This window comes from Phormidium yuhuli AB48, assembly GCF_023983615.1.
GTDB classification, from domain to species: domain Bacteria; phylum Cyanobacteriota; class Cyanobacteriia; order Cyanobacteriales; family Geitlerinemataceae; genus Sodalinema; species Sodalinema yuhuli.
In genome coordinates this window covers 2,323,530-2,342,265 of sequence record NZ_CP098611.1, presented here as the reverse complement: position 1 = coordinate 2,342,265, position 18,736 = coordinate 2,323,530, and the positions used below count along the sequence as shown (strand labels likewise).

General features: G+C 52.5%; 15 protein-coding genes and 1 tRNA gene. 4 read left to right on the top strand and 12 right to left on the bottom strand.

Features of this window, described 5'->3' with window-relative positions; all coding sequences use genetic code 11:
* Positions 1-36: 36 nt before the first annotated feature.
* Positions 37-108 (top strand) — tRNA-Asn (locus NEA10_RS10065).
* Between the two features lie 98 nt (positions 109-206).
* Here NEA10_RS10065 and NEA10_RS10060 read toward each other — a convergent pair.
* From NEA10_RS10060 to NEA10_RS10015, 10 genes are all read right to left on the bottom strand, one after another.
* Positions 207-1,388 (bottom strand): aldo/keto reductase, encoded by a 1,182-nt coding sequence (locus NEA10_RS10060; RefSeq protein ID WP_252665207.1) that lies wholly within the window; start codon positions 1,386-1,388, stop codon positions 207-209.
* A 121-nt stretch (positions 1,389-1,509) separates the two neighbouring features.
* Positions 1,510-2,388, bottom strand: coding sequence for a hypothetical protein (locus NEA10_RS10055; protein ID WP_252665206.1), 879 nt, complete (start codon positions 2,386-2,388; stop codon positions 1,510-1,512).
* Positions 2,348-3,634 carry a Glu/Leu/Phe/Val family dehydrogenase gene (locus tag NEA10_RS10050; RefSeq protein WP_252665205.1) on the bottom strand — a complete coding sequence of 429 codons (1,287 nt, stop codon included), beginning with the start codon at positions 3,632-3,634 and terminating at the stop codon, positions 2,348-2,350. The genes NEA10_RS10055 and NEA10_RS10050 overlap by 41 nt, the downstream gene beginning before the upstream one ends.
* A gap of 264 nt (positions 3,635-3,898) precedes the next feature.
* Complete coding sequence (clpP, locus tag NEA10_RS10045) at positions 3,899-4,507, bottom strand: ATP-dependent Clp endopeptidase proteolytic subunit ClpP (protein ID WP_252665204.1); 609 nt, start codon at positions 4,505-4,507, stop codon at positions 3,899-3,901.
* 101 nt (positions 4,508-4,608) lie between these two features.
* Positions 4,609-5,580: a solanesyl diphosphate synthase gene (gene sds / locus NEA10_RS10040; protein WP_252665203.1), complete on the bottom strand. Its 972-nt coding sequence runs from the start codon at positions 5,578-5,580 to the stop codon at positions 4,609-4,611.
* A 985-nt stretch (positions 5,581-6,565) separates the two neighbouring features.
* Entirely contained in the window at positions 6,566-7,783 is a 1,218-nt protein-coding gene (locus tag NEA10_RS10035; protein ID WP_252665202.1) for an FtsW/RodA/SpoVE family cell cycle protein, read from the bottom strand.
* A gap of 23 nt (positions 7,784-7,806) precedes the next feature.
* The gene (locus tag NEA10_RS10030; protein ID WP_252665201.1) at positions 7,807-8,055 is read right to left on the bottom strand and encodes a hypothetical protein; all 249 of its coding nucleotides are present in this window, start codon (positions 8,053-8,055) and stop codon (positions 7,807-7,809) included.
* 694 nt (positions 8,056-8,749) lie between these two features.
* A complete protein-coding gene (locus tag NEA10_RS10025; RefSeq protein WP_252665200.1) occupies positions 8,750-8,950 on the bottom strand; it encodes a hypothetical protein in 201 nt (66 codons plus the stop codon).
* Positions 8,951-9,301: 351 nt separating this feature from the next.
* A complete protein-coding gene (locus NEA10_RS10020; RefSeq protein WP_252665199.1) occupies positions 9,302-10,606 on the bottom strand; it encodes a recombinase family protein in 1,305 nt (434 codons plus the stop codon).
* Positions 10,603-10,962 (bottom strand): VOC family protein, encoded by a 360-nt coding sequence (locus NEA10_RS10015; RefSeq protein WP_252665198.1) that lies wholly within the window; start codon positions 10,960-10,962, stop codon positions 10,603-10,605. The genes NEA10_RS10020 and NEA10_RS10015 overlap by 4 nt, the downstream gene beginning before the upstream one ends.
* A gap of 177 nt (positions 10,963-11,139) precedes the next feature.
* Here NEA10_RS10015 and gshB point away from each other — a divergent pair, with 177 nt between their 5' ends.
* From gshB to shc, 3 genes are read left to right on the top strand one after another with little or no spacing between them, the layout of a single operon-like run.
* On the top strand, positions 11,140-12,117 hold the full coding sequence (gshB, locus tag NEA10_RS10010) for a glutathione synthase (protein WP_252665197.1): 978 nt from the start codon (positions 11,140-11,142) through the stop codon (positions 12,115-12,117).
* Between the two features lie 58 nt (positions 12,118-12,175).
* Entirely contained in the window at positions 12,176-13,282 is a 1,107-nt protein-coding gene (locus NEA10_RS10005) for a Gfo/Idh/MocA family protein (protein ID WP_252665196.1), read from the top strand.
* 33 nt (positions 13,283-13,315) lie between these two features.
* Entirely contained in the window at positions 13,316-15,238 is a 1,923-nt protein-coding gene (gene shc, locus NEA10_RS10000) for a squalene--hopene cyclase (protein ID WP_252665195.1), read from the top strand.
* An 18-nt stretch (positions 15,239-15,256) separates the two neighbouring features.
* On the opposite strand, the gene NEA10_RS09995 is transcribed toward shc, so the two are convergent.
* Both NEA10_RS09995 and NEA10_RS09990 read right to left on the bottom strand, forming a co-directional pair.
* On the bottom strand, positions 15,257-16,246 hold the full coding sequence (locus tag NEA10_RS09995; protein WP_252665194.1) for a glycosyltransferase: 990 nt from the start codon (positions 16,244-16,246) through the stop codon (positions 15,257-15,259).
* Positions 16,247-16,446: 200 nt separating this feature from the next.
* On the bottom strand, positions 16,447-18,636 hold the full coding sequence (locus tag NEA10_RS09990) for a protein kinase domain-containing protein (protein WP_252665193.1): 2,190 nt from the start codon (positions 18,634-18,636) through the stop codon (positions 16,447-16,449).
* Between the last annotated feature and the right edge of the window lie 100 nt (positions 18,637-18,736).

Genomic DNA, 18,736 nt, shown 5'->3' with positions numbered 1-18,736 from the left:
AGATTGATAATGCGTTGGGAAAAAACGCACCCGCAATCCTCAGTAGCTCAGCGGTAGAGCGGTCGACTGTTAATCGATTGGTCGCTGGTTCGAATCCGGCCTGGGGAGTTTTAAAGAAACCCGTAGGGGCGAAAAATCTTTCGCCCCTACAATTTTTTATACCGTCCAACGAGTTGCACCTGCTCTCCAGACGGCCCCCTTTTTGATTATTGTTGAGATAGCCGTTGCACATCTCGACCCCCCAAGAGATGATCAGCCTCCTGCAACAGATCGGGAATAATATGAGCGTGGGGACTGTCGTGCAACACCTGTAAGAGCGATCGCCGATTAACATTCTTAGCCGGTTTACCGGGGAACCAATGACCCCCATTTCCCAGCAAGTTATAGCGCATCTTGCCATACTCAATCATATCGTAGGCGATCGCCAAATTCCGTAGCCAGAGAATCACCGGGATATTCACCTCTCCCGGCGTTTGGTCATATTCCGGTAATCCCTTAAACCAAGACGAATACCACTCCTCACCCAAACGGGCGATCGCCGCTGTTTCCAAACGCTCTAAAATAGGCGGTAGAATCTCATCGGCCCGTTCCAACAGGGGTAAGGTTTTAAGATGTTCCTCAAACTCCTCAGGACGGGCCGCCCCCAAACTTAAGGTATGAACTTGGGGATGACTTAGACAAAAGAGATTGTTAAACACCAGCGGCGAGAGGGGTTGACATAACTCCAGCAAGCGAGGCGAGGGTTGATATAACAATCCTCCCTTATTAGACGGACTAATAATAAAGACCCCCATATCATGGCGTCGCGCCGCCTCAATGGCTGACCAGTTCCCCTGATTGATATAGTACCAATGCAAATTCACGTAATCGAACTGATCCGAGGCGATCGCCCTCTCAATCAACTCCGTCGCGCCGTGAGTAGAAAAGCCGATATAGCGAACCTTTCCCTCTTGCTGTAGCCGTTGGGCCGCCTGCAAACAACCCCCCGGCCGTAACGTCTCCTCTAGCAGTTGTGGGGTATTGAGGCCGTGAATCCCCAACAAATCCACATAGTCTAACTTAAGATTATCCAGGGAGTGATGGAACGTCTTGCGAAACTCCCGAGGATTCGCTGTGGGAACTACTTTCGTTTGGACAATTAACTCGTCACGGGGAAACTGCGGTAGAATCCGCCCCAACTGAATCTCTGAGGTTCCATAGCCTCGGGCCGTTTCAATATGGTTAATTCCCACATCGAGCGATCGCCGAATTACTGCCTCTAAATTTCGCTGATTCTCCTCGGGAATCTCTCCTGGTGGAACATCTTTCCAAGAATACTGATAGCGCATTCCCCCACAGGAGAAGACAGGAATTTCTAACTCGGTGCGTCCAAAACGTCGGTATTTCACGGTGTAATCTCAGACTGAAACGGGGCCAAGTCGGGGAAACATCGCGGGCCGCCCCCGTTGATGATAGGGTTGACCCAGCGCCGTTACATAATTTTACTCAATTTTGCCAATTGTGGCCCCGTTAACGGCCTCGGAGCAATCGCCAAGTGCGTCTGAGGCTGTAACGCAGACTCTTGAGGTTGAAATGGGGCCGCAGAAACTCCCAGCCAACAGCCCGAAAGCGTCGCCAATAAAACCCCAGGGTATATACCGCATCCCGCCAACGTCGTCCCCAGAAATTGACCTGAATCCCTCCTGCATCCAGCCGAACGCCGTGGCGGTTATAGTTGGAGGTATTGAGAGGGTTTAAAGAGGTGAGATTATCTCGTTGTGCCAGGGTTTCATAGTCCAGGCCCGGGCGGTTCTCCGGTTTCTCCGTCTCGTCAATCCATTCCCATAACATCCAGGTGAGGCCAGCGGCTTGAAAGCGCGCCATATCTCGACTCACCCCTTGCGATCGCAGATATAAGCCAATGGGAATTTCTGCCCAGATGCCATGTTGCCAAACCCATTGTGGCTCAAAACAGGCTTTGAAGGCCCAACAGGGGTTTTGGCACTCGCTGACGGTTGAGTCAGAGGAGTCTAATAGGGAAACCTTGACAACGCGCCCCACCAGGCCGACTCCTGCATAGGTGACTCGTAAGCTTAATCGATACCCTTCCCGGGATTGGAGATGGTACGTACTGGCGTCTGGAAGACAGGGTGACTGTCCGACGGTGACGGCCAGGGCATCCAAAAACTGCCGCAAGGCCGGGGTTGGAAAGGATTTCGAGAGGGCTGGGGGAAGTGGGTAAAAATAGAGGCGATCGCACTCCCAAGTCCGACGCGCCTGTTTACAAAGGCGGTAAAACTGCCAGGGAGACAGGAGTTGACGGGCGGCGATCGTCTCGATGAGGGCTTCGGGGCGATCGCCAACCGTCTTAGGACTGCGTAAAGTACTGCTGAGTTCCTTTAGCTTCAATGGATTTTGCAAGACGTTTTAGGGAATGAACATAAGCGGCGGTTCGTAGCGACAGATTCAACTCTTGGGCGAGATCCAGAATCTGTGATGTTTCGGCATCCATTTTCTCTTGTAGACGCTGGTTGATGTCTTCAAGACTCCAATAGAGTCCACTGCGGTTCTGCAACCACTCGAAGTAACTCACCGTCACGCCTCCAGAGTTAACGAGAATATCCGGAACCACACAGATCCCATTTTGCTGCAAAATCAAGTCGGCGGCCGAACTGATTGGTCCATTAGCCACCTCAAAGATAAACTTGGCTTTGATGTCATGGGCATTAGCCAGGGTAATTTGACGTTCCAAGGCCGCCGGAACCAGCACATCCACCCCCAACGTCAGCAGTTCGCTATTGCTGATGGTTTGGCGATCGTCGAGATTACAGACACTCCCCTCGCAATATACCGCCTCAATCTGTTTGCGATCGCGCTGATAGCGACGCACACTGGGGATATCTAACCCCTCAGGCTTATAAATTCCCCCTTTAGAATCACTCACCGCCACCACCTTGTAGCCAGCGTCATAGAGTAACTCCGCCAACACACCCCCAGCATTGCCAAATCCCTGAATCGCCACCGTGGTCACCTGGGGCAGTTTTTGGTGTCGGTTCATCAAGTTACGAATGACAAAATAGGCTCCCATGGCCGTGGCTGTATCTCGCCCAAGACTGCCGCCCAGGGCCGTGGGTTTTCCTGTCACCACCGCTGGGGAGAATTTGCGGCTGATCACACTATATTGATCCATCATCCAGCCCATAATTGTGGCATTGGTATAGACATCGGGGGCGGGGATGTCTGTGTCTGGACCAATAAAGTCGGCGATCGCGTCAATATAGCCTCGACTCAATCGTTCCAGTTCCATGCGAGATAGGGCTTTGGGATTGACCACAATTCCCCCTTTTGCTCCTCCAAAGGGAAGGCCAACGGCGGCACATTTAAAGGTCATCCAGAAGGCTAAGGATTGGACTTCATCGAGGCTGACATTGGGATGATAGCGAATGCCCCCTTTTGTTGGGCCGCGAGTATCATCGTAGCGAACCCGATAGCCCTGAAATACTTTTAACTCACCGCTATCGAGGCGCACGGGAATCGAGACCGCTAAACTCGCTTTGGGATAGCGCAATCGCTCGATGGCTTCACTGGAAATGGAAACATGTTGCAAGGCTTGATCGAGCCGAGTCATAGCATCGGCAAACAGGGATTGAGACATGATAAGGCAATAGAAAGTAGGGAGTAGGCAATCGGCAGTAGGCAGCAGGAGGCAAGGGGAACAAGTCCAAGTCCGCTCCTGAAAACCACAGGACAGGAATCCTTGGTTTTTAGAGGGTTTTTTAAGCTGTCATACTGTCAAATTCTTTGTTCTATTGTCTCATATTCGTCCAGGCTTTGCCCCAAACTAAACAATACATAAAATAGCAGATATGCGGGAACATATCTGCTATACTAGAAGAGCTTATTTTTGCGATTTTGGCTGTTAAGATTCCACAGAAACCGGACGACTTGCAGAAGGGCTGCGTTCGATGACTTTGTCTATCAAACCGTAGTTTTTAGCTTCCTCAGCGGACATAAAAAAGTCCCGTTCGGTGTCCTCTTGTAGTTTTTCCAGGGGCTGCCCAGTTTGTTGTGAGAGGTAGTAGTTCAGGCGATTCTTGATATAGAGAATTTCCTTGGCCCGAATCTCGATATCCGTGGCTTGTCCTTGGGCACCACCGAGGGGTTGGTGAATCATGATGCGAGAGTGGGGCAAGCTCATCCGCTTCCCGGGTTGGCCGGAACTGAGTAGGAAGGCGCCCATACTGGCCGCTAAGCCTAAACAGATGGTGCAAACATCAGGGCGCACATGGTTCATGGTGTCGAAAATACCCATGCCCGCCGACACCGCACCTCCTGGAGAATTGATATAGAGGTAAATATCCTGTTCAGGATCTTCGGCTTCGAGGACCAAGAGTTGAGCCACAATCCGGTTGGCTAACTCGGGAGTGACTTGTTCGCCGAGGAAAATGATACGCTCACGCAAAAGTCGTGAGTAGATGTCAAAATAGCGTTCGCCGCGCCCGGACTGTTCGATTACGGTGGGTATCATTGAGTTTGTTACTGTGCTGACGTAGTCGTGTCTTGACTCTAGTTTAAGGCGATCGCCGTTTTTCGGCAGATCTGAGGTTCCCCCTAGGGGCCAACGCTGGCTCAGAAGCAACGGCTGAGCAGATAGTCCGCCAAACGACTGAGACATTGATGAGCCTCCGACGCTGACAGATGGTTTAGATGCTCCACCGCTACTCGGGTATGCTCAGCAGCTAACTCTCGGGCCTGGCTAATGCCATCACTCTCGTGAATCAGGGTAATAGCTTGCTCAACATCCCCCTCTTCGCAAAACTCCCGACTGATGAGATTCACCAGTTGTGGTTGCTTGGCCATCGCATAGAGGGCCGGAGCCGTTAGGTTGCCACTGCGTAAGTCGGAAGCGGCTGGCTTACCGAGGGTTTCACTGGATTGGGTAAAGTCCAGGATATCATCGACAATTTGAAAGGCCAGGCCAATGTTACGTCCGAACTGATAGATATGTTCGGCTAACTCATCACTCATCCCACTGAGTAGGGCCGCAGCTTTGCTGCTGTTGGCAATCAGAGAACCGGTTTTATAGTAGCTTTTGTGCAAATAGTCTTCTAGGGAGAGGTCCGTGTCAAAGTGACTGAGGCCTTGCTGGATTTCACCTTCGGCTAAATCCATAATCACTTGGGAGAGGAGTTTCACCACCTCCAAATGATCGAGGTTCGCCAGATACCAGGAAGACTGGGCAAAGAGAAAGTCTCCGGCTAAGACGGCGATGCGGTTGCCAAAACTACTATGTACGGTGGGAATACCTCGCCGCACGTCAGATTCGTCTAGGACATCGTCATGGATTAGACTGGCGGTGTGGATCATTTCAGCGATTTCTGCTAACCGCCGGTGTCGCGGGGTGATATCCCCATCGCCAACGGTGGCTCGTGAAACCAGGAGGACGATCGCGGGTCTCAGTTGCTTTCCTCCCGCCTGAAATAAACGATCAGCAGCCGCAGACAAAATGGGATGACGGGCTCCAACGAGCTGTCTCAGGTTTTGGTTGAGAACGCGCAGGTCGTCTTCAACGGGAGAAAAAAGGGCTGTAACTGAGGTCATGGATCGGCTGACTCAGGGGCTAAGTTACGAAAGTTTACATATCCTACCTTCTATTCTAAGGCAACCTTTCCCTTGTAGAAAAGTTTCTTGGGGCAGTTGATTAACACTACCTGAATTCTCCTGTCAATCGTTGCCTCCGGGCAAGGGTTGGTAACAGAGACTACGAAATTGATGAAGGCTTTGCGGGATAAGGGTTTTAGCTGTTGGTCGTCCAGATGACGTTTTGTAAAAAAAATTGGTGAAACCGATCCCCAAATCGGGGATCATATGTTACATTTATAGATAAGGATTGTTGTAACTCCAAAATATCAACACGCAGACAAGGTCGTGGGGAGTGTGTTGGAGAGACTGGTTCATGATTGCCCGTCCTTCCTGGTCATTTTGGCTGGGACTGAAAGGATTATCAGATTAGCCTTGGCTTCTCTGTGCGGTGTAAGGTCTCGAAGACAAACCTCGAATCCGTGGCTGACCGACCCCCTCGGTTAGAGCGGTATCTTTTGCTGCGGAGTTACTCGGAACTTTATGAGACTCGCTCGTTTGCCCGGGTGATCGCTCCATCCTGTCCTCTGTTGTACTGGGTAGTGTCTTCATAGCATTGCCTAGCTGCCGGTGGAACCTGCTCGTCGTTTGACGTGGGTTCACCGCTAAGTTTCTCGATCCCTTTTGTCCTCCGCTTCTCACCCCTAGGCTGCCCTATGACTTTCGACGATCTGCCACTGACAATTCTACTCCTTGCAACGGCCTACCTCGTTTCGGTACATCTTCTGCTCCGTTTTTTTAGCCGCAACGCAGGAGAATCCCGGAGTTCCTAGCCGTCGCACCATCCAGGAGATGCTTTGAAAGCGTTTCCCCGGGACAAAACTTCCCAGAGCGAAACTCTGGGAAGTTTTTGTAAGTTTAGACGGCAGGTTTAGGTGTCGCGGTGACCTGTCCAAGAAGCAACGTCCCCCAAACGGGGCTGCTGACGTACCATTGTAGCACAGGGTCAGGAAGGTCTGGACGCGCGGGACGATTTGTTAGCTTTCTTTACAGGACGGTCTAGGGCCGTCGATGGGGGCGACAGAGAGATCACCTCGGCCTGACTCCCTTCCCGGGCAACCCGAACCAACAACCCTGCTGCCATTAAGCTGGCAATGGCCGAACTCCCCCCATAACTAAATAGGGGCAGGGGTAGGCCTGTGGTGGGTAGGGTTCCTGTGGCCACGGCAATGTTAATAAAGGACTGGCCCACTAAGGCCACCATTACTCCAATGGCAACCAATTGTGACAGTAGGTTGCGAGCGTTGAGCGCCACTCGCAGGGCCAAGGTACCATAGGCAATTAGAAAGAGAATCAGGATGAGACTACCGATAAAGCCAAATTCTTCGGCAAAGACGGCAAAGATAAAGTCACTCTCGTGAATCGGTAGATAGGACAGTTTTTGTTGGGACATACCAAAGCCATGTCCCCAAACACCTCCTGAACCAACGGCGAGTAGACTTTGAACCAGTTGATAGCCATCACCACTGACGGCATCCCAGGGATTGAGAAAGGACAAGACTCGTCGCCGTTGATAGGCTTTGAAGCTTAAACTGAGGGCGGCCAGAAGAACTCCTCCCCCAGCGGTTCCCAGAAGAATGCGATAGGGAATTCCGGCCGCTAGGGCCATCAGCCACAACATCATGCCACACATGGCGGTGGTGCTGAGGTTAGGCTGCAAGATAATACAGCCAAGGATCAGAATCAGGATGGCTAGCCAAAACAGCCGTTGGCCCACCGAGAGGCGGTTCCAGCGGCCAAAGACGATCGCCCCTTGCAGAATTAAGAAGGGTTTGATCAGTTCCGATGGCTGGATGGGGATAAAGCCAAGGGAAATCCAGCGGGTTGCGCCGTTGACGGTGGTTCCCAAACCGGGGACTAAAATCAACAGCAACAACCCAAGTAGGATTAAAACACCCCAGTGGGCGATCGCCAAGCAGCGATGGAGGGGGGTATGGACTGTGGTGTTAAATACCACTAATCCCACCACCAGCCAAAGTAGCTGACGTTTAACGTAGTAGGCTCCATCTCCAAGTTCTAGGGCGGCGCTTGGATAGGACGCGGAAAATAGAACCAGTAAGCCGGCCCCCAGCCAAACGAAGGTGAGCCAACGCAACAACCGGGCTTCCCAACTCCACTGACCGATGGAGTCGTCGTATAGGGGGATCAAAGACCATACGTTCACAGGCGGATTGAGACTAGAGTCTGTTAGGCGGCATTCTCTAGCATATCGTCTCCCTTATGAGCTAGATTGGTTTCTGTGATTAATAAGGCTTTGGATGACTGTAAGGCTACTTGACAGCGCCGGGCGATCGCCCAAAAGATGCGACGCAGACGAGTCACGATTTCTCCAAACTGGGAGATGGGATTGTCTCCCTGTGATGGTTCCTCAAAGGTCTTTAAGGGCTGTCTCCAACCGGTCTCCTGATCTGTTGTGGTGATGGGCAATGTTAACAAGAGCTGGGGTGTTACAGGGGTTGACCTGACCCATCCCGAGGCAGAAAGGCTAACGAGAGCTGCTGGGGAGTTCGACAGCGACCCATATTGAGGCAGCACCGAGAAAATTGCAATGAGCAGACAAACCGAGAGCACCGCCAAATACCTCGATGGCGATAAATGAACGTTCACAAGAGCGAATAATCCTCCAACAACAACATAAACCGCATTCGGGGGTTTAGCACTCTAAGGCGTGGAAGATTCACAAGGAGCCTAATTTTGTCCAGGAGAAAGCCACCCTAGGACGAAACCCAAGGGGTGCTGCTCCGGCGTTGGCTGACTGTCCCAATTTGCATCCGTTGCGCTGCAAAATACCAGGGCGATCGCCTTCCGAAGAAAACACCTCACCCTAACGAACACGACCGTTAAGCGAATGGGACGGCGTCAAGTCTAGCGTTAGCCCTTAACCTCATTCCTGAATCAAGATGATTACAAAGAATTTGGCTAACCTCAACGGGTCTAATACCGCAAGGGCCACGCCCTAGAACGCCTGCATCTCGAATGATTGATTTCTACTTTCCAGTATAGCAATCTTCCTGGGAGTTGTGGGGATTTTCCCAGATTTTTTGTCAGGACGTCATAAGGGCGGACTGACCGGGGTTGAGCGTTAGGGGACCCTACCCCAAACTCGCTCCCTCCAAGGGTGCTGTCATGCCTAGGAATTGAGGAGCGAGGCGACGCCCTCATCCACATCCACTGTAGTCTCAGAAGACTTAGACCCAGGGGAGGGTTGCTCCATGTAATGGGACCAAGCTTGACCCCAGTTGAGGGATAACACTCGCGGTAAGACCAGACAGACTGTTCCGTTGAACAGCACCAGGCCCGTTAACCCAACCCAAGTTTCTAAAATTGCCATAACGCCCTCTTGAAATTCTCAGTTCAGTCCATTATGAACGATGGTTGTTGTTTAAGTAAAGGTGGGGCTGTTATGAATTTCTTTTGGCTGGGATAAGCAATTAAAATGTTACAAATTGTGACGCGGTTTTTGATAGTTTCATTGAAACTGAGGAAGGCGTTGAAACAATCAAGATTTCCGAAACTAAGTCTTGGAAATAACCACGGTACAACCACCAGTAAACCCTAACCCTTAGGGTTGTCAATTGTCAACCCCAGTTTTTTCAAGAATAGCCGCCCACCTCCCTCCCGGTGAGGGATTCAGGAGATTGACTGGAGTTAGGGTTTTTCCCTAAAACGTTAGAGACTCTCCCTAACAGCCGCGAAACTTAAAATCAACCTGGACCTGCCAACGGTCACCGCTATGGATAATATAAATCTGTTGCACAAACTCCCGAAAATAGAAGCGGCGTTCCGTTTCTGTCAAATCCCACCAAAACTGGGGGATAGAGACTGTTTTAGCGGTTTCTTGTAAGTTAACTGGAGTCAAGGCTGCTAATTGAGATTGACATTGAGAAATTTCAGCCTTGAGATGATACTGACGTAAGGCTAAGGTTTCTGGGTCAAGAATTCCCTCATCAAGGAGTTGAGGAAGCTGGTGTAGAACCGCTTGTTTTTGAGAAATTTGCTCCTGTAACCCTTGCTTGCGGCCATCGCGATCGGGAAGGGGTAAGTGAGTCGCCAGGCGTTGCAAATCCTCACAGACTCGTTCCACCGTGCGCTGCAAGACCTCATCGTAAGAGAGTCCTGGACATTTAGGGGTTTGGGGACAGGCCTTCGGACGTAAATAGAGATACTCCTCAGGCTGACGACGACGGGTAACACGGCTGACGGTGAAGCCACAGCCGCAAGTTTGACAGGAAACTAACCCCGCCAAAGAGCGCGGCGCACTGGCGGTACGGGGAGGAAGCTGACGATTACGCCGCAGCAAACGGTCAACTTGCGCCGCTTCGGCCCGGGAGAGAATGGCAACATGGGTATCCGGGAGAACGCGACCATCCTTATAGGCCAAATCACCACGATAGACCGCACTGGTTAACCAACGTCGTCCCGTGGTGACCGAAATGCGTTTTCCGTAGCGTTGCGCGATATGACGAACGGCCCCTCGCAGGGACCCATAGAGGAGAAAATGCTCAAAAAAGGCTTTTACCACGGGAGCTGTACTGCGATCGAGGCGATAGCGATCGCCCCCCCGCAAATAGCCATAGGGGGCCTTTCCCGGAGGTGGACGGCCCTGAAGCCGCTGCTGCTGATGACCCCGCCGCAGTCGTCGCCGCTGGGTTTCCCGATGCAGTTGTTGCAAACAGTCCCATAACGTCAAGGGGTCGTCAGTTCGAGTTGGTATGGCCGCTCCCCCCGTGGCGACCACTCTCACCCCCATCGCCTCAAAGGCCTGTAGATGTTGACCAATCGCCTCAACCGTCTCCCCCAACTCATGGAACTCATGCACCAGGAGATAATCCACCGCCTCCTGAGAACAATCTTGGAGGAGTTGCTGGAGTTGCGATCGCCCCCCAATATCAACATAATGGCGTTCAACCCTCCCAGAATCCGGTAAATCGATGTCCGGGAGCGGCTCATCAGGACTCAGGCGATAGGAATAGACAACAATCCTCATTCCGCACTCAGTTCAACGATATTGCCATCAGGGTCTTGGGTAAACAAGGCCGGCCGTCCCGACGCACTGCGTTGAATCGGACACCCCGCCGCCTCTAAGCGGTTTAACATCCCATCGAGGTCATCAATCCCAAACGCCACATGAGGATTACGGCCCCATTTCTCCGACGCCAATTCCCGGGAGGGGGACTCAGAAACAATCAGATGTAATTGCATGGCCCCGACTTGATACCAAGTCCCCGGAAACCGAAAGGGACGTTCCACCTGAGTCAGTCCCAAAACCTCACCATAGAACCATTCCGCGCGGTCGAGGTCAGAGACCAGAATGGCAGTATGTCGATAGTCAGTAATACTCATCAACGGCGATCGCCCATCCTAAACACAAGAGGAGGTTCCAGCATCCAAGAAACACCCCCAACCCAAATTATACCAACCCCCCTCTCCCTCTTTCCTCCGTGTCCTCTGTGACTCCGTGGTTCCCCCTTTCCCCCAAATAAGGCAAAATACCAGGAGTCAGCTCTCAACACAAATGCCGTGAAATTTGCCTTCATCCTCGACCCTCTCGCGAGCCTTGACCCCGGCCACGATACCACCGTGGCTTTCATGGAAGCCGTCCAGCATCTGGGCCATGAAGTCTGGACCACCCAAGCCAATCAATTAGGCGTCGTGGATGGAGTGGCCCATAGTTGGCTATCTCCCGTCACCCTAACCCCCGTCGAAAACCATGACGGTCACTGGCAGGCCGCCAACCCCTGGTATGAGGTCGAAGCCCCCATCTGGCAGCCCCTAGAAGCCATGGATGCGGTGTTAATGCGAACGGACCCGCCGGTGAATGTGCCGTACCTCTACGCTACCTATATCCTGGACTATGTGAACCCAGAAAAGACCTTAGTTCTCAATCATCCCCGAGGCTTACGGGCCGCCAACGAGAAGATGTACGCCTTGCAGTTTCCCGAGGCCATTCCTGAAACCATCGTCACTCAGGATAAACGGGTGATTCGGGAATTTGTGCAACGTCGCCAAAAAGCCATCCTCAAACCCCTCGGTGGGAAAGCCGGGGAAGGGATTTTTATGATTCAGGTGGGAGACTTTAACCTCAATTCCTTGGTAGAACTGAGTACCCTCAATGGCCAAGTTCCCGTGATGGTGCAGCAATATCTCCCGGAAGCCAAGGACGGAGATAAACGGATTATTCTGTTAGATGGAGACCCCATTGGGGCAGTGAACCGGATTCCTACGGGGGAGGAGTTCCGGGGTAATATGGCCGTCGGGGGACGGGTGGCGAAGGCGGAAATTACTGAACGAGAACAGGATATTTGTCGGCAAGTTGCCCCCAAATTACGGCAAGATGGATTGTACTTTGTGGGCATTGATGTGATTGGGGGCTATTTAACCGAAATTAATGTCACCAGTCCCACGGGAGTTCGGGAAATCGACCTCCTCGATGACGTGCGCTTAGGGGAGACGGTGGTGAACTGGATGTGCGATCGCATTCAGCAGTTGCGCTGTTGAGAACTAGCCACGAGGCCCCTTCTCTATCACTAAAAGATTGACGATTTCGCAAGATGTTATGAACGGAGATATCAAGGTTGCTGTTATCGGGACAGGATTTGGGCAAAAAGTCCACATTCCCGGGTTTCAGATTCATCATCGCACCAAAGTTCAGGGGGTTTATCACCGAGATGCGGCGAAGGCTCAAGCGGTGGCGGCTGAGTTCAATATTCCTCAGGCCTATAGTTCCTTGGAGGAGTTGTTTAATTCCCCAGAGATTGATGGGGTGAGTATCGCCACGCCGCCATTCCTTCATGCAGAGATGGCCCAACAGGCGATCGCCGCAGGGAAACATGTCCTCTTGGAAAAGCCGATGACGCTCAATCTCTCGGAAGCCACCACGCTGTATCATCTGGCCCAGGATACGGGAATTGTGGCGGCCATGGATTTTGAATATCGTGGCGTTCCTACCTGGATGCGTCTGGCGGAACTCCTGGACGAGGGCTATGTGGGCCAGAAACGATTGGTTAAAATTGATTGGTTGATGTCCAGTCGCGCTAACCCAGACCGAGGCTGGAATTGGTATGCTCAGAAGGACAAAGGTGGCGGCGCGTTAGGGGCGTTGGGGTCTCATACTTTCGATTATATTGCCTGGTTGTTTGGCCCGGTGCAACGGATGTTGGCCCAGTTGCACACGTCTATTGGCCAACGGCCCGATCCCAATGAGGGGGGCCGTCTTAAACCCGTGGATGCTGATGATACAGCGTTGTTAACCTTAGAACTGGCCGATGGAACGCCTTGTCAGGTGAGTCTCAGTTCTGCCACCTATGGGGGACGTGGTCATTGGCTGGAGGTGTATGGTGATGGGGGAACTCTGATTTTAGGAAGTTCTAACCAGCAAGACTATGTTCATGGCTTCCGGTTATTGGGAGCGCCTGCGGGGGAGACTCCCGTGGAATTGGAGATTCCCAACCGCTTAGCCTTTCCCCGTAGTTATCCTGATGGACGGTTGGCCCCGTTCTTGCGTACCATTGATCGCTGGGTACAAGGCATTGATAGTGGTGTGGCGATCGCCCCTTCGTTCCGGGAAGGGGTGTATTCCCAACTGTTAATGGATCTAACCCACGCTTCGAGTGAGCAGCAAGCTTGGCTCGATGTCCCCCGTTTGGAGACTGTACTGGGTTAAACTACTGCCCTAAACGCCGTTTCAGAATTTTTCATGGATAGGAATAGACTTCAACAGGCCATTCAGGCCAGCCAAGAGTATCTCCTGCAACAGCAACAGCCTGAAGGCTATTGGTGGGCCGATCTTGAATCGAACGTCACTATGTTGGCGGAGGTGATTCTTCTGCATAAAATTTGGCAGCTTGAGGATCGCCTTCCCTGGGGGAAAGCCGAGCAGTTTTTCCGCCAACAGCAACAGAATCACGGAGGCTGGGAACTCTTCCGAGGGGATGGGGGAGATTTAAGTACCTCCGTGGAAGCCTATCTGGGATTACGGCTGTTGGGGGTTCCCGCTGATGATCCGGCGTTGCTGAAAGCCAAGAGCTTTATTTTGGCGAAAGGGGGAATTAGCCAAACGCGGGTGTTTACGAAAATGCACTTGGCGCTGATTGGTGCTTATGATTGGCGAGGAGTGCCTTCGATTCCCCCTTGGATTATGCTGCTTCCAGGGGAGGCTCCGTTTAGTATCTATGATATGTCCAGTTGGGCCAGGGGCAGTACAGTTCCTCTACTGATTGTCTTTGATGAGAAGCCGGTGTATCGTCTTGACCCTCAGATTAGTTTAGATGAACTCTACAGCGAGGGGGTGGCGGCGGCGTCCTTTGAGTTACCGCGCACGGGGGACTGGAGCGATGGGTTTGTGGAATTGGACAACCTCTTTAAGTGGGGGGAACAGCTTAATTTAGTGCCTTTCCGTGAGGAGGGCCTCAAGGCGGCCGAAGATTGGGTGATTGAGCGTCAAGAAGCAAGCGGGGACTGGGGGGGGATTATTCCCGCCATGCTCAATTCTATGCTGGCGCTGCGGAGTCTGAAGTATGAGCTGGGTGATCCGATTGTGGAACGGGGGTTTGAGGCGATCGCCCGCTTCGGGGTGGAGACAGACGATACTTATTGGGTGCAGCCTTGTGTGTCCCCGGTTTGGGATACGGCTTGGGTGGTGCGATCGCTGGTTGAGTCTGGTGTATTACCAGATGACTCGCGTATTGTCAAGGGGGCTAATTGGCTCCTGAGTCAGCAAATTCTCGATTATGGGGATTGGCGGGTTAAAAACAAAACCGGGGAACCGGGAGGTTGGGCCTTTGAGTTTGACAATCGCTTTTATCCCGATTTGGATGATTCGGCGGTGGTGGTGATGGCCCTGAATCAAACCCAACTCCCCCAGCCGGAGAAAACCCAAGCGGCTGTCAAACGGGGAGTGGCTTGGATGTTGTCGATGCAATGTCAGAATGGGGGCTGGGCGGCCTTCGATGTGGATAATGATAAGGAATGGTTAAATGCCTTACCTTACAGTGATTTGAAAGCTACCATCGACCCTCCCACGGCTGATGTGACGGCCCGGATTTTGGAAATGGCGGCGGAGTTGGAGACGGGGGGCCCGGAAACTCCCTTACAGCAATATGCTAAGCAATTTGAACGGGCCTTAGCCTATTTGTTGGGGGAACAAGAGAAGGATGGGTCTTGGTTTGGCCGTTGGGGCGTCAACTATATTTATGGAACCAGTGGTGCGTTGTCGGCCTTGGCTCTCATTACCCCTGAACAGCACCGTCCGGCTCTGGAACGGGGGGCGAACTGGCTGCTGGCGGTGCAAAATGCCGATGGGGGTTGGGGGGAAACGTGTCTGAGTTATGACCATCCTCGTTTTAAGGGAGAGGGGGATAGTACCGCCTCTCAGACGGCCTGGGCGTTACTGGGGTTGATGGCTGTGGCGAAAGTGTTAGACTCAGGAGCGAGTTTGGCTTGGCAGCAGGCCATCGAACGGGGAATTACGTATTTAATTGAGACGCAACAGTCTGATGGAACTTGGGATGAGTCCTGGTTTACGGGAACGGGTTTTCCCAGTCACTTCTATCTACGCTATGACTACTATCGTCTCTATTTTCCCCTGTTGGCATTAGGACGCTATCGCCAGATGTCTTAGAGGGGTGACAGGCGGCGGTCAGAGGTTGCGCAGTAGTTCCGGGAGTCGTTGACGGAAGGTGCGATCGCGTTCCTCATAATACTCTCGCGCCTGTTCTCCCCAGGCGCGACGGGTGGCGATGTCGGTTCCCCAAAGTGTTTCGAGAGCGGTGGTGAGGCTGCGGTGGGTGACATGATACTGGGTTCCCCAATATTGAGGTTGTATCTTTTCATAGGGAACGAGAATCCCACAATCGGGGCTGACAATTTCATTCATGGGTGGTGCATCGGTGGTCAGCACGGCGGCTCGGCAACTCATGGCTTCGCTGATACGATGACCAAACCCCTCAATTCGGGTGGGATACAGATGAACCCCATGGCTATTCTGAAGTGTCCGTAGCTCGGGGGTGGGGATGAATGTCTGAATCAAGGTCAGGTTTTTGGGAATCTCGGTCTGGGGAGGTAGGTTATGACTGCTTAAGGTCAGGGGCGGGAAATCTGGGTGTTCTTGCCAAATTTTCCAGAGGAGAGCGGTTTTTAAACGGATGCGATCGCTCCCCAGGTGAAAGGCGCGATCGTAGTCGGGAGTCATCTTTGGGAGGTGGCAGTCTTCACTGGTGAAGCCGATATACACAGTCTTTCCCCAGGAGGAGAAGACGTCTTCCGCGATTTTGGTTTTGCAGAGGATATAGTCAAAGTGTTTCAGGTAGGGACTCCAATAGTCATGAAACCAGTCTTGGTTAGGAATGAGCAGGTTAAAACGGGCATGGGGTAACCACCAAGGCACGACCCCTTCAATGAAGAGATTGATATCATAGCGCGGCTGACCTCGCCAGCGTCGCCAGCCCTGCTGTAAGCGCCGCAGAGCCTGTTTAGACAATTGACCTCGTAGTCCGGGTTCGCAATCTTTAGACCAAGAGACGTCGAATCCTTCTCCCTGTAACAGGTGCATCAGCAAGAGGGCATCCCGGGTTAGCCCGGAATTGTTATCTCGGGCAATCAGATTTACCGAACAAGAAGAAAACGTCATAATCTACAGTCATTCCATGGGCCTGCCAAGCCAAGTCTCAAAAATCTCTACCTTAAGATAGACTAAACATCTCGATTCTATCGTCTATGATGTCCTCATACAGTCGGAACGCAAAACGACTCGGGACATATCTAGAACAGTCTGTGGAGGGGTTTCCCTTCACAGATTTTAATTTTTGGGGAAGTTCTGGGAGTGAGTCCCTAGGAACCGTCCCTTGCTGCATCATTCTGGGTGGGCAATGTCCAACGTTTAATCGTTCCATCATGGGAGGCGGTAATGACCTGATATCCGTTGGGGGTCAAGACAAAACTACTGATGTCCTGGCTATGACCCCGGAAACTATACTCGCGATCGCCACTATCTAAGTTCCAAAAATGCAGTTCACGCCCAGCTCCAACCACATAGGTCTCATCAGCGGTGAAGGCCAGCTGATTCACATTCACCTCAGTATTGTTAAGACGGAATAGCTCAGCCCCCGGAAAAACATTCCATAGGCGTACCTGATCCCCTTCAGCAGCACTGGCGATCGAAGCTCCATCGGGGGAAAGGGCCACGGCGGTAATGGGGCCCTGATGTCCGGTCAGGGAACGAATCAGGACTCCACGCTCCATATCCCAAATATGTAAACTTTCATCTTGGCCACCACTCACTAGGATACGTCCATCAGGGGAAAGGGCCAGGGCGTTGACGGGTCCTTCATGGCCGCTGAGGGTCCGTTGAATCCGTCCCTGGTTCACATCCCAAACCCGTAAGGTTCCATCGTCACTGGCACTGACTAACACTTGGCCATTTTCGGAGAGAGCTAAGGCGTTGATGGGTCCTTCATGGCCGCTGAGGGTGAAGCGACGGATTGCTGTTCGTAAATCCCAAATGCGAATACTGGCATCATCACTGGCGGTGATTAGGCTATTGCCATCGGGGGTTGTCAGAATAGCTCGAATGGACGATTCATGGACAGACCGGGTTTGCAGGACGATATTGTTACGGGTGGCGATGAGGTCGAGGTCTTGGTTGTGACCACTGATGAGGAGAGTTCCATCGGGGACAATGGCTAAAGCCTCCACCTCCCCGGCGTGACGAGCAATCAACGTCTCTAAAAAGGAGGAACTGGGAATGGCAAGCACCAAATCCCAAGGCATAGCGGGAAACAGGCCATAGCGCCAATAGCCATAGCCTTGACTCAGGGCCGCTAGGGCAACGCACAGGGCGACTAGGGGCTGCCAACTGATGTGAAGTTGGGGCAAACGGGGGAGTTGGGGGAGGGACCGCTGCGGGCTGGGCCGGGAATGGGGACTCTGGGTGCGCCCACTGTGACTTGTGGAGCTGGTGTTTCCGGAGTGACTGGTATTGCGGGAGGTTGTCCCGCTGGAGTTGTTTCGGGAAAAGCCGGACTGACTTCCCCGTTGGCGGGTTTTGCTGGATTCTCCGGCTGAGGGAGTTTTGGGTTTGCGTTGGAAGGATAGGGTGAGGGTGGATTTGGTGGAGGCGATGGCCGGTTCGGCTTCCGCCAGACAATTGAGAATCATCTGGGCATGTTGGGGACGATTGCCAGGGAAGGGGGCCATGAGATAATCGATGACATCGCCGAGGGCGTCGGGAATTTGCGGCGCTCCTTCGCGCCAGAGGAGTTTACCGGTTCGTGGATTTTCGGGAAATTCTGTGGGCTTTTTCCCGGTCATGAGATAGACGAAGGTACGCCCCAAGGCGTAGAAGTCTGACTGGGGGACGGCCTTACCGTTGATTTGTTCGGGGGGACTGTAGCCGGCAGAGATGATCTCGGTGACGTTCTGGCCGCCGCCAACTTTGTTGAGGTAGGTTCCGGTGACTTCCCGGGCCGTGCCAAAGTCAATTAAGACTAATTGACCGTTGGGACGGCGCATGATGTTTTGGGGTTTGATGTCGCGGTGGAAGTAATGCTGCTGGTGGACTTGTTCTAGGATTTCTACGAGTTGTTCGAGCCATTCGACGGTTTGTTTTTTGTCGATGGGTTTATTGTTTCGTTGTTCGAGCCATTCAACGAGGTTTAACCCCTCGATTTTTTCCATCACGAGGCAGTGAACTGGCTCTTCACTATCCGGTGGGGTGTAGGTGAAGTACCCGTCGGGCTTGACTTTGGGAATCCCGGGATGTTCCAGGCGGCTGAGGACTTTGGCCTCTTGTTGGAATAGGGTGACCGCCTTGGGGTGGTTTTTGAAGAGAACTTTGATCACCTTTAGCTCCCGACCATCGAGCGCTTCAAAGGTTTTGCCAAATCCCCCACTCCCAAGGAGTCGGTTGATGCGATAGCGATTCTGAAAGACTAAGTCTGACCCGCAGTGAGGACAAACGGTGTCTCTCGGATCGATCCCGTCTTCGGGGCTAGGGCATTGGGGGTTGATGCAATAACTCACAGATAATTGCTGACCCTGCAGGTTGGCTTAAGCGGTTGTCTTCACTATAACTTGTGGGGATAACTTACGACGATGCCCGTCAAGATACTGTAAAACCCGA

Coding starts and splice junctions, on each gene's coding strand:
- NEA10_RS09995 (WP_252665194.1), bottom strand. CDS start 16,246: ATGACGTTTTCTTCTTGTTCGGTAAATCTGATTGCCCGAGATAACAAT.
- NEA10_RS10025 (WP_252665200.1), bottom strand. CDS start 8,950: ATGGCAATTTTAGAAACTTGGGTTGGGTTAACGGGCCTGGTGCTGTTC.
- NEA10_RS10050 (WP_252665205.1), bottom strand. CDS start 3,634: ATGTCTCAATCCCTGTTTGCCGATGCTATGACTCGGCTCGATCAAGCC.
- clpP (WP_252665204.1), bottom strand. CDS start 4,507: ATGATACCCACCGTAATCGAACAGTCCGGGCGCGGCGAACGCTATTTT.
- NEA10_RS10015 (WP_252665198.1), bottom strand. CDS start 10,962: ATGAGTATTACTGACTATCGACATACTGCCATTCTGGTCTCTGACCTC.
- NEA10_RS10005 (WP_252665196.1), top strand. CDS start 12,176: ATGAACGGAGATATCAAGGTTGCTGTTATCGGGACAGGATTTGGGCAA.
- shc (WP_252665195.1), top strand. CDS start 13,316: ATGGATAGGAATAGACTTCAACAGGCCATTCAGGCCAGCCAAGAGTAT.
- NEA10_RS10020 (WP_252665199.1), bottom strand. CDS start 10,606: ATGAGGATTGTTGTCTATTCCTATCGCCTGAGTCCTGATGAGCCGCTC.
- sds (WP_252665203.1), bottom strand. CDS start 5,580: ATGACCTCAGTTACAGCCCTTTTTTCTCCCGTTGAAGACGACCTGCGC.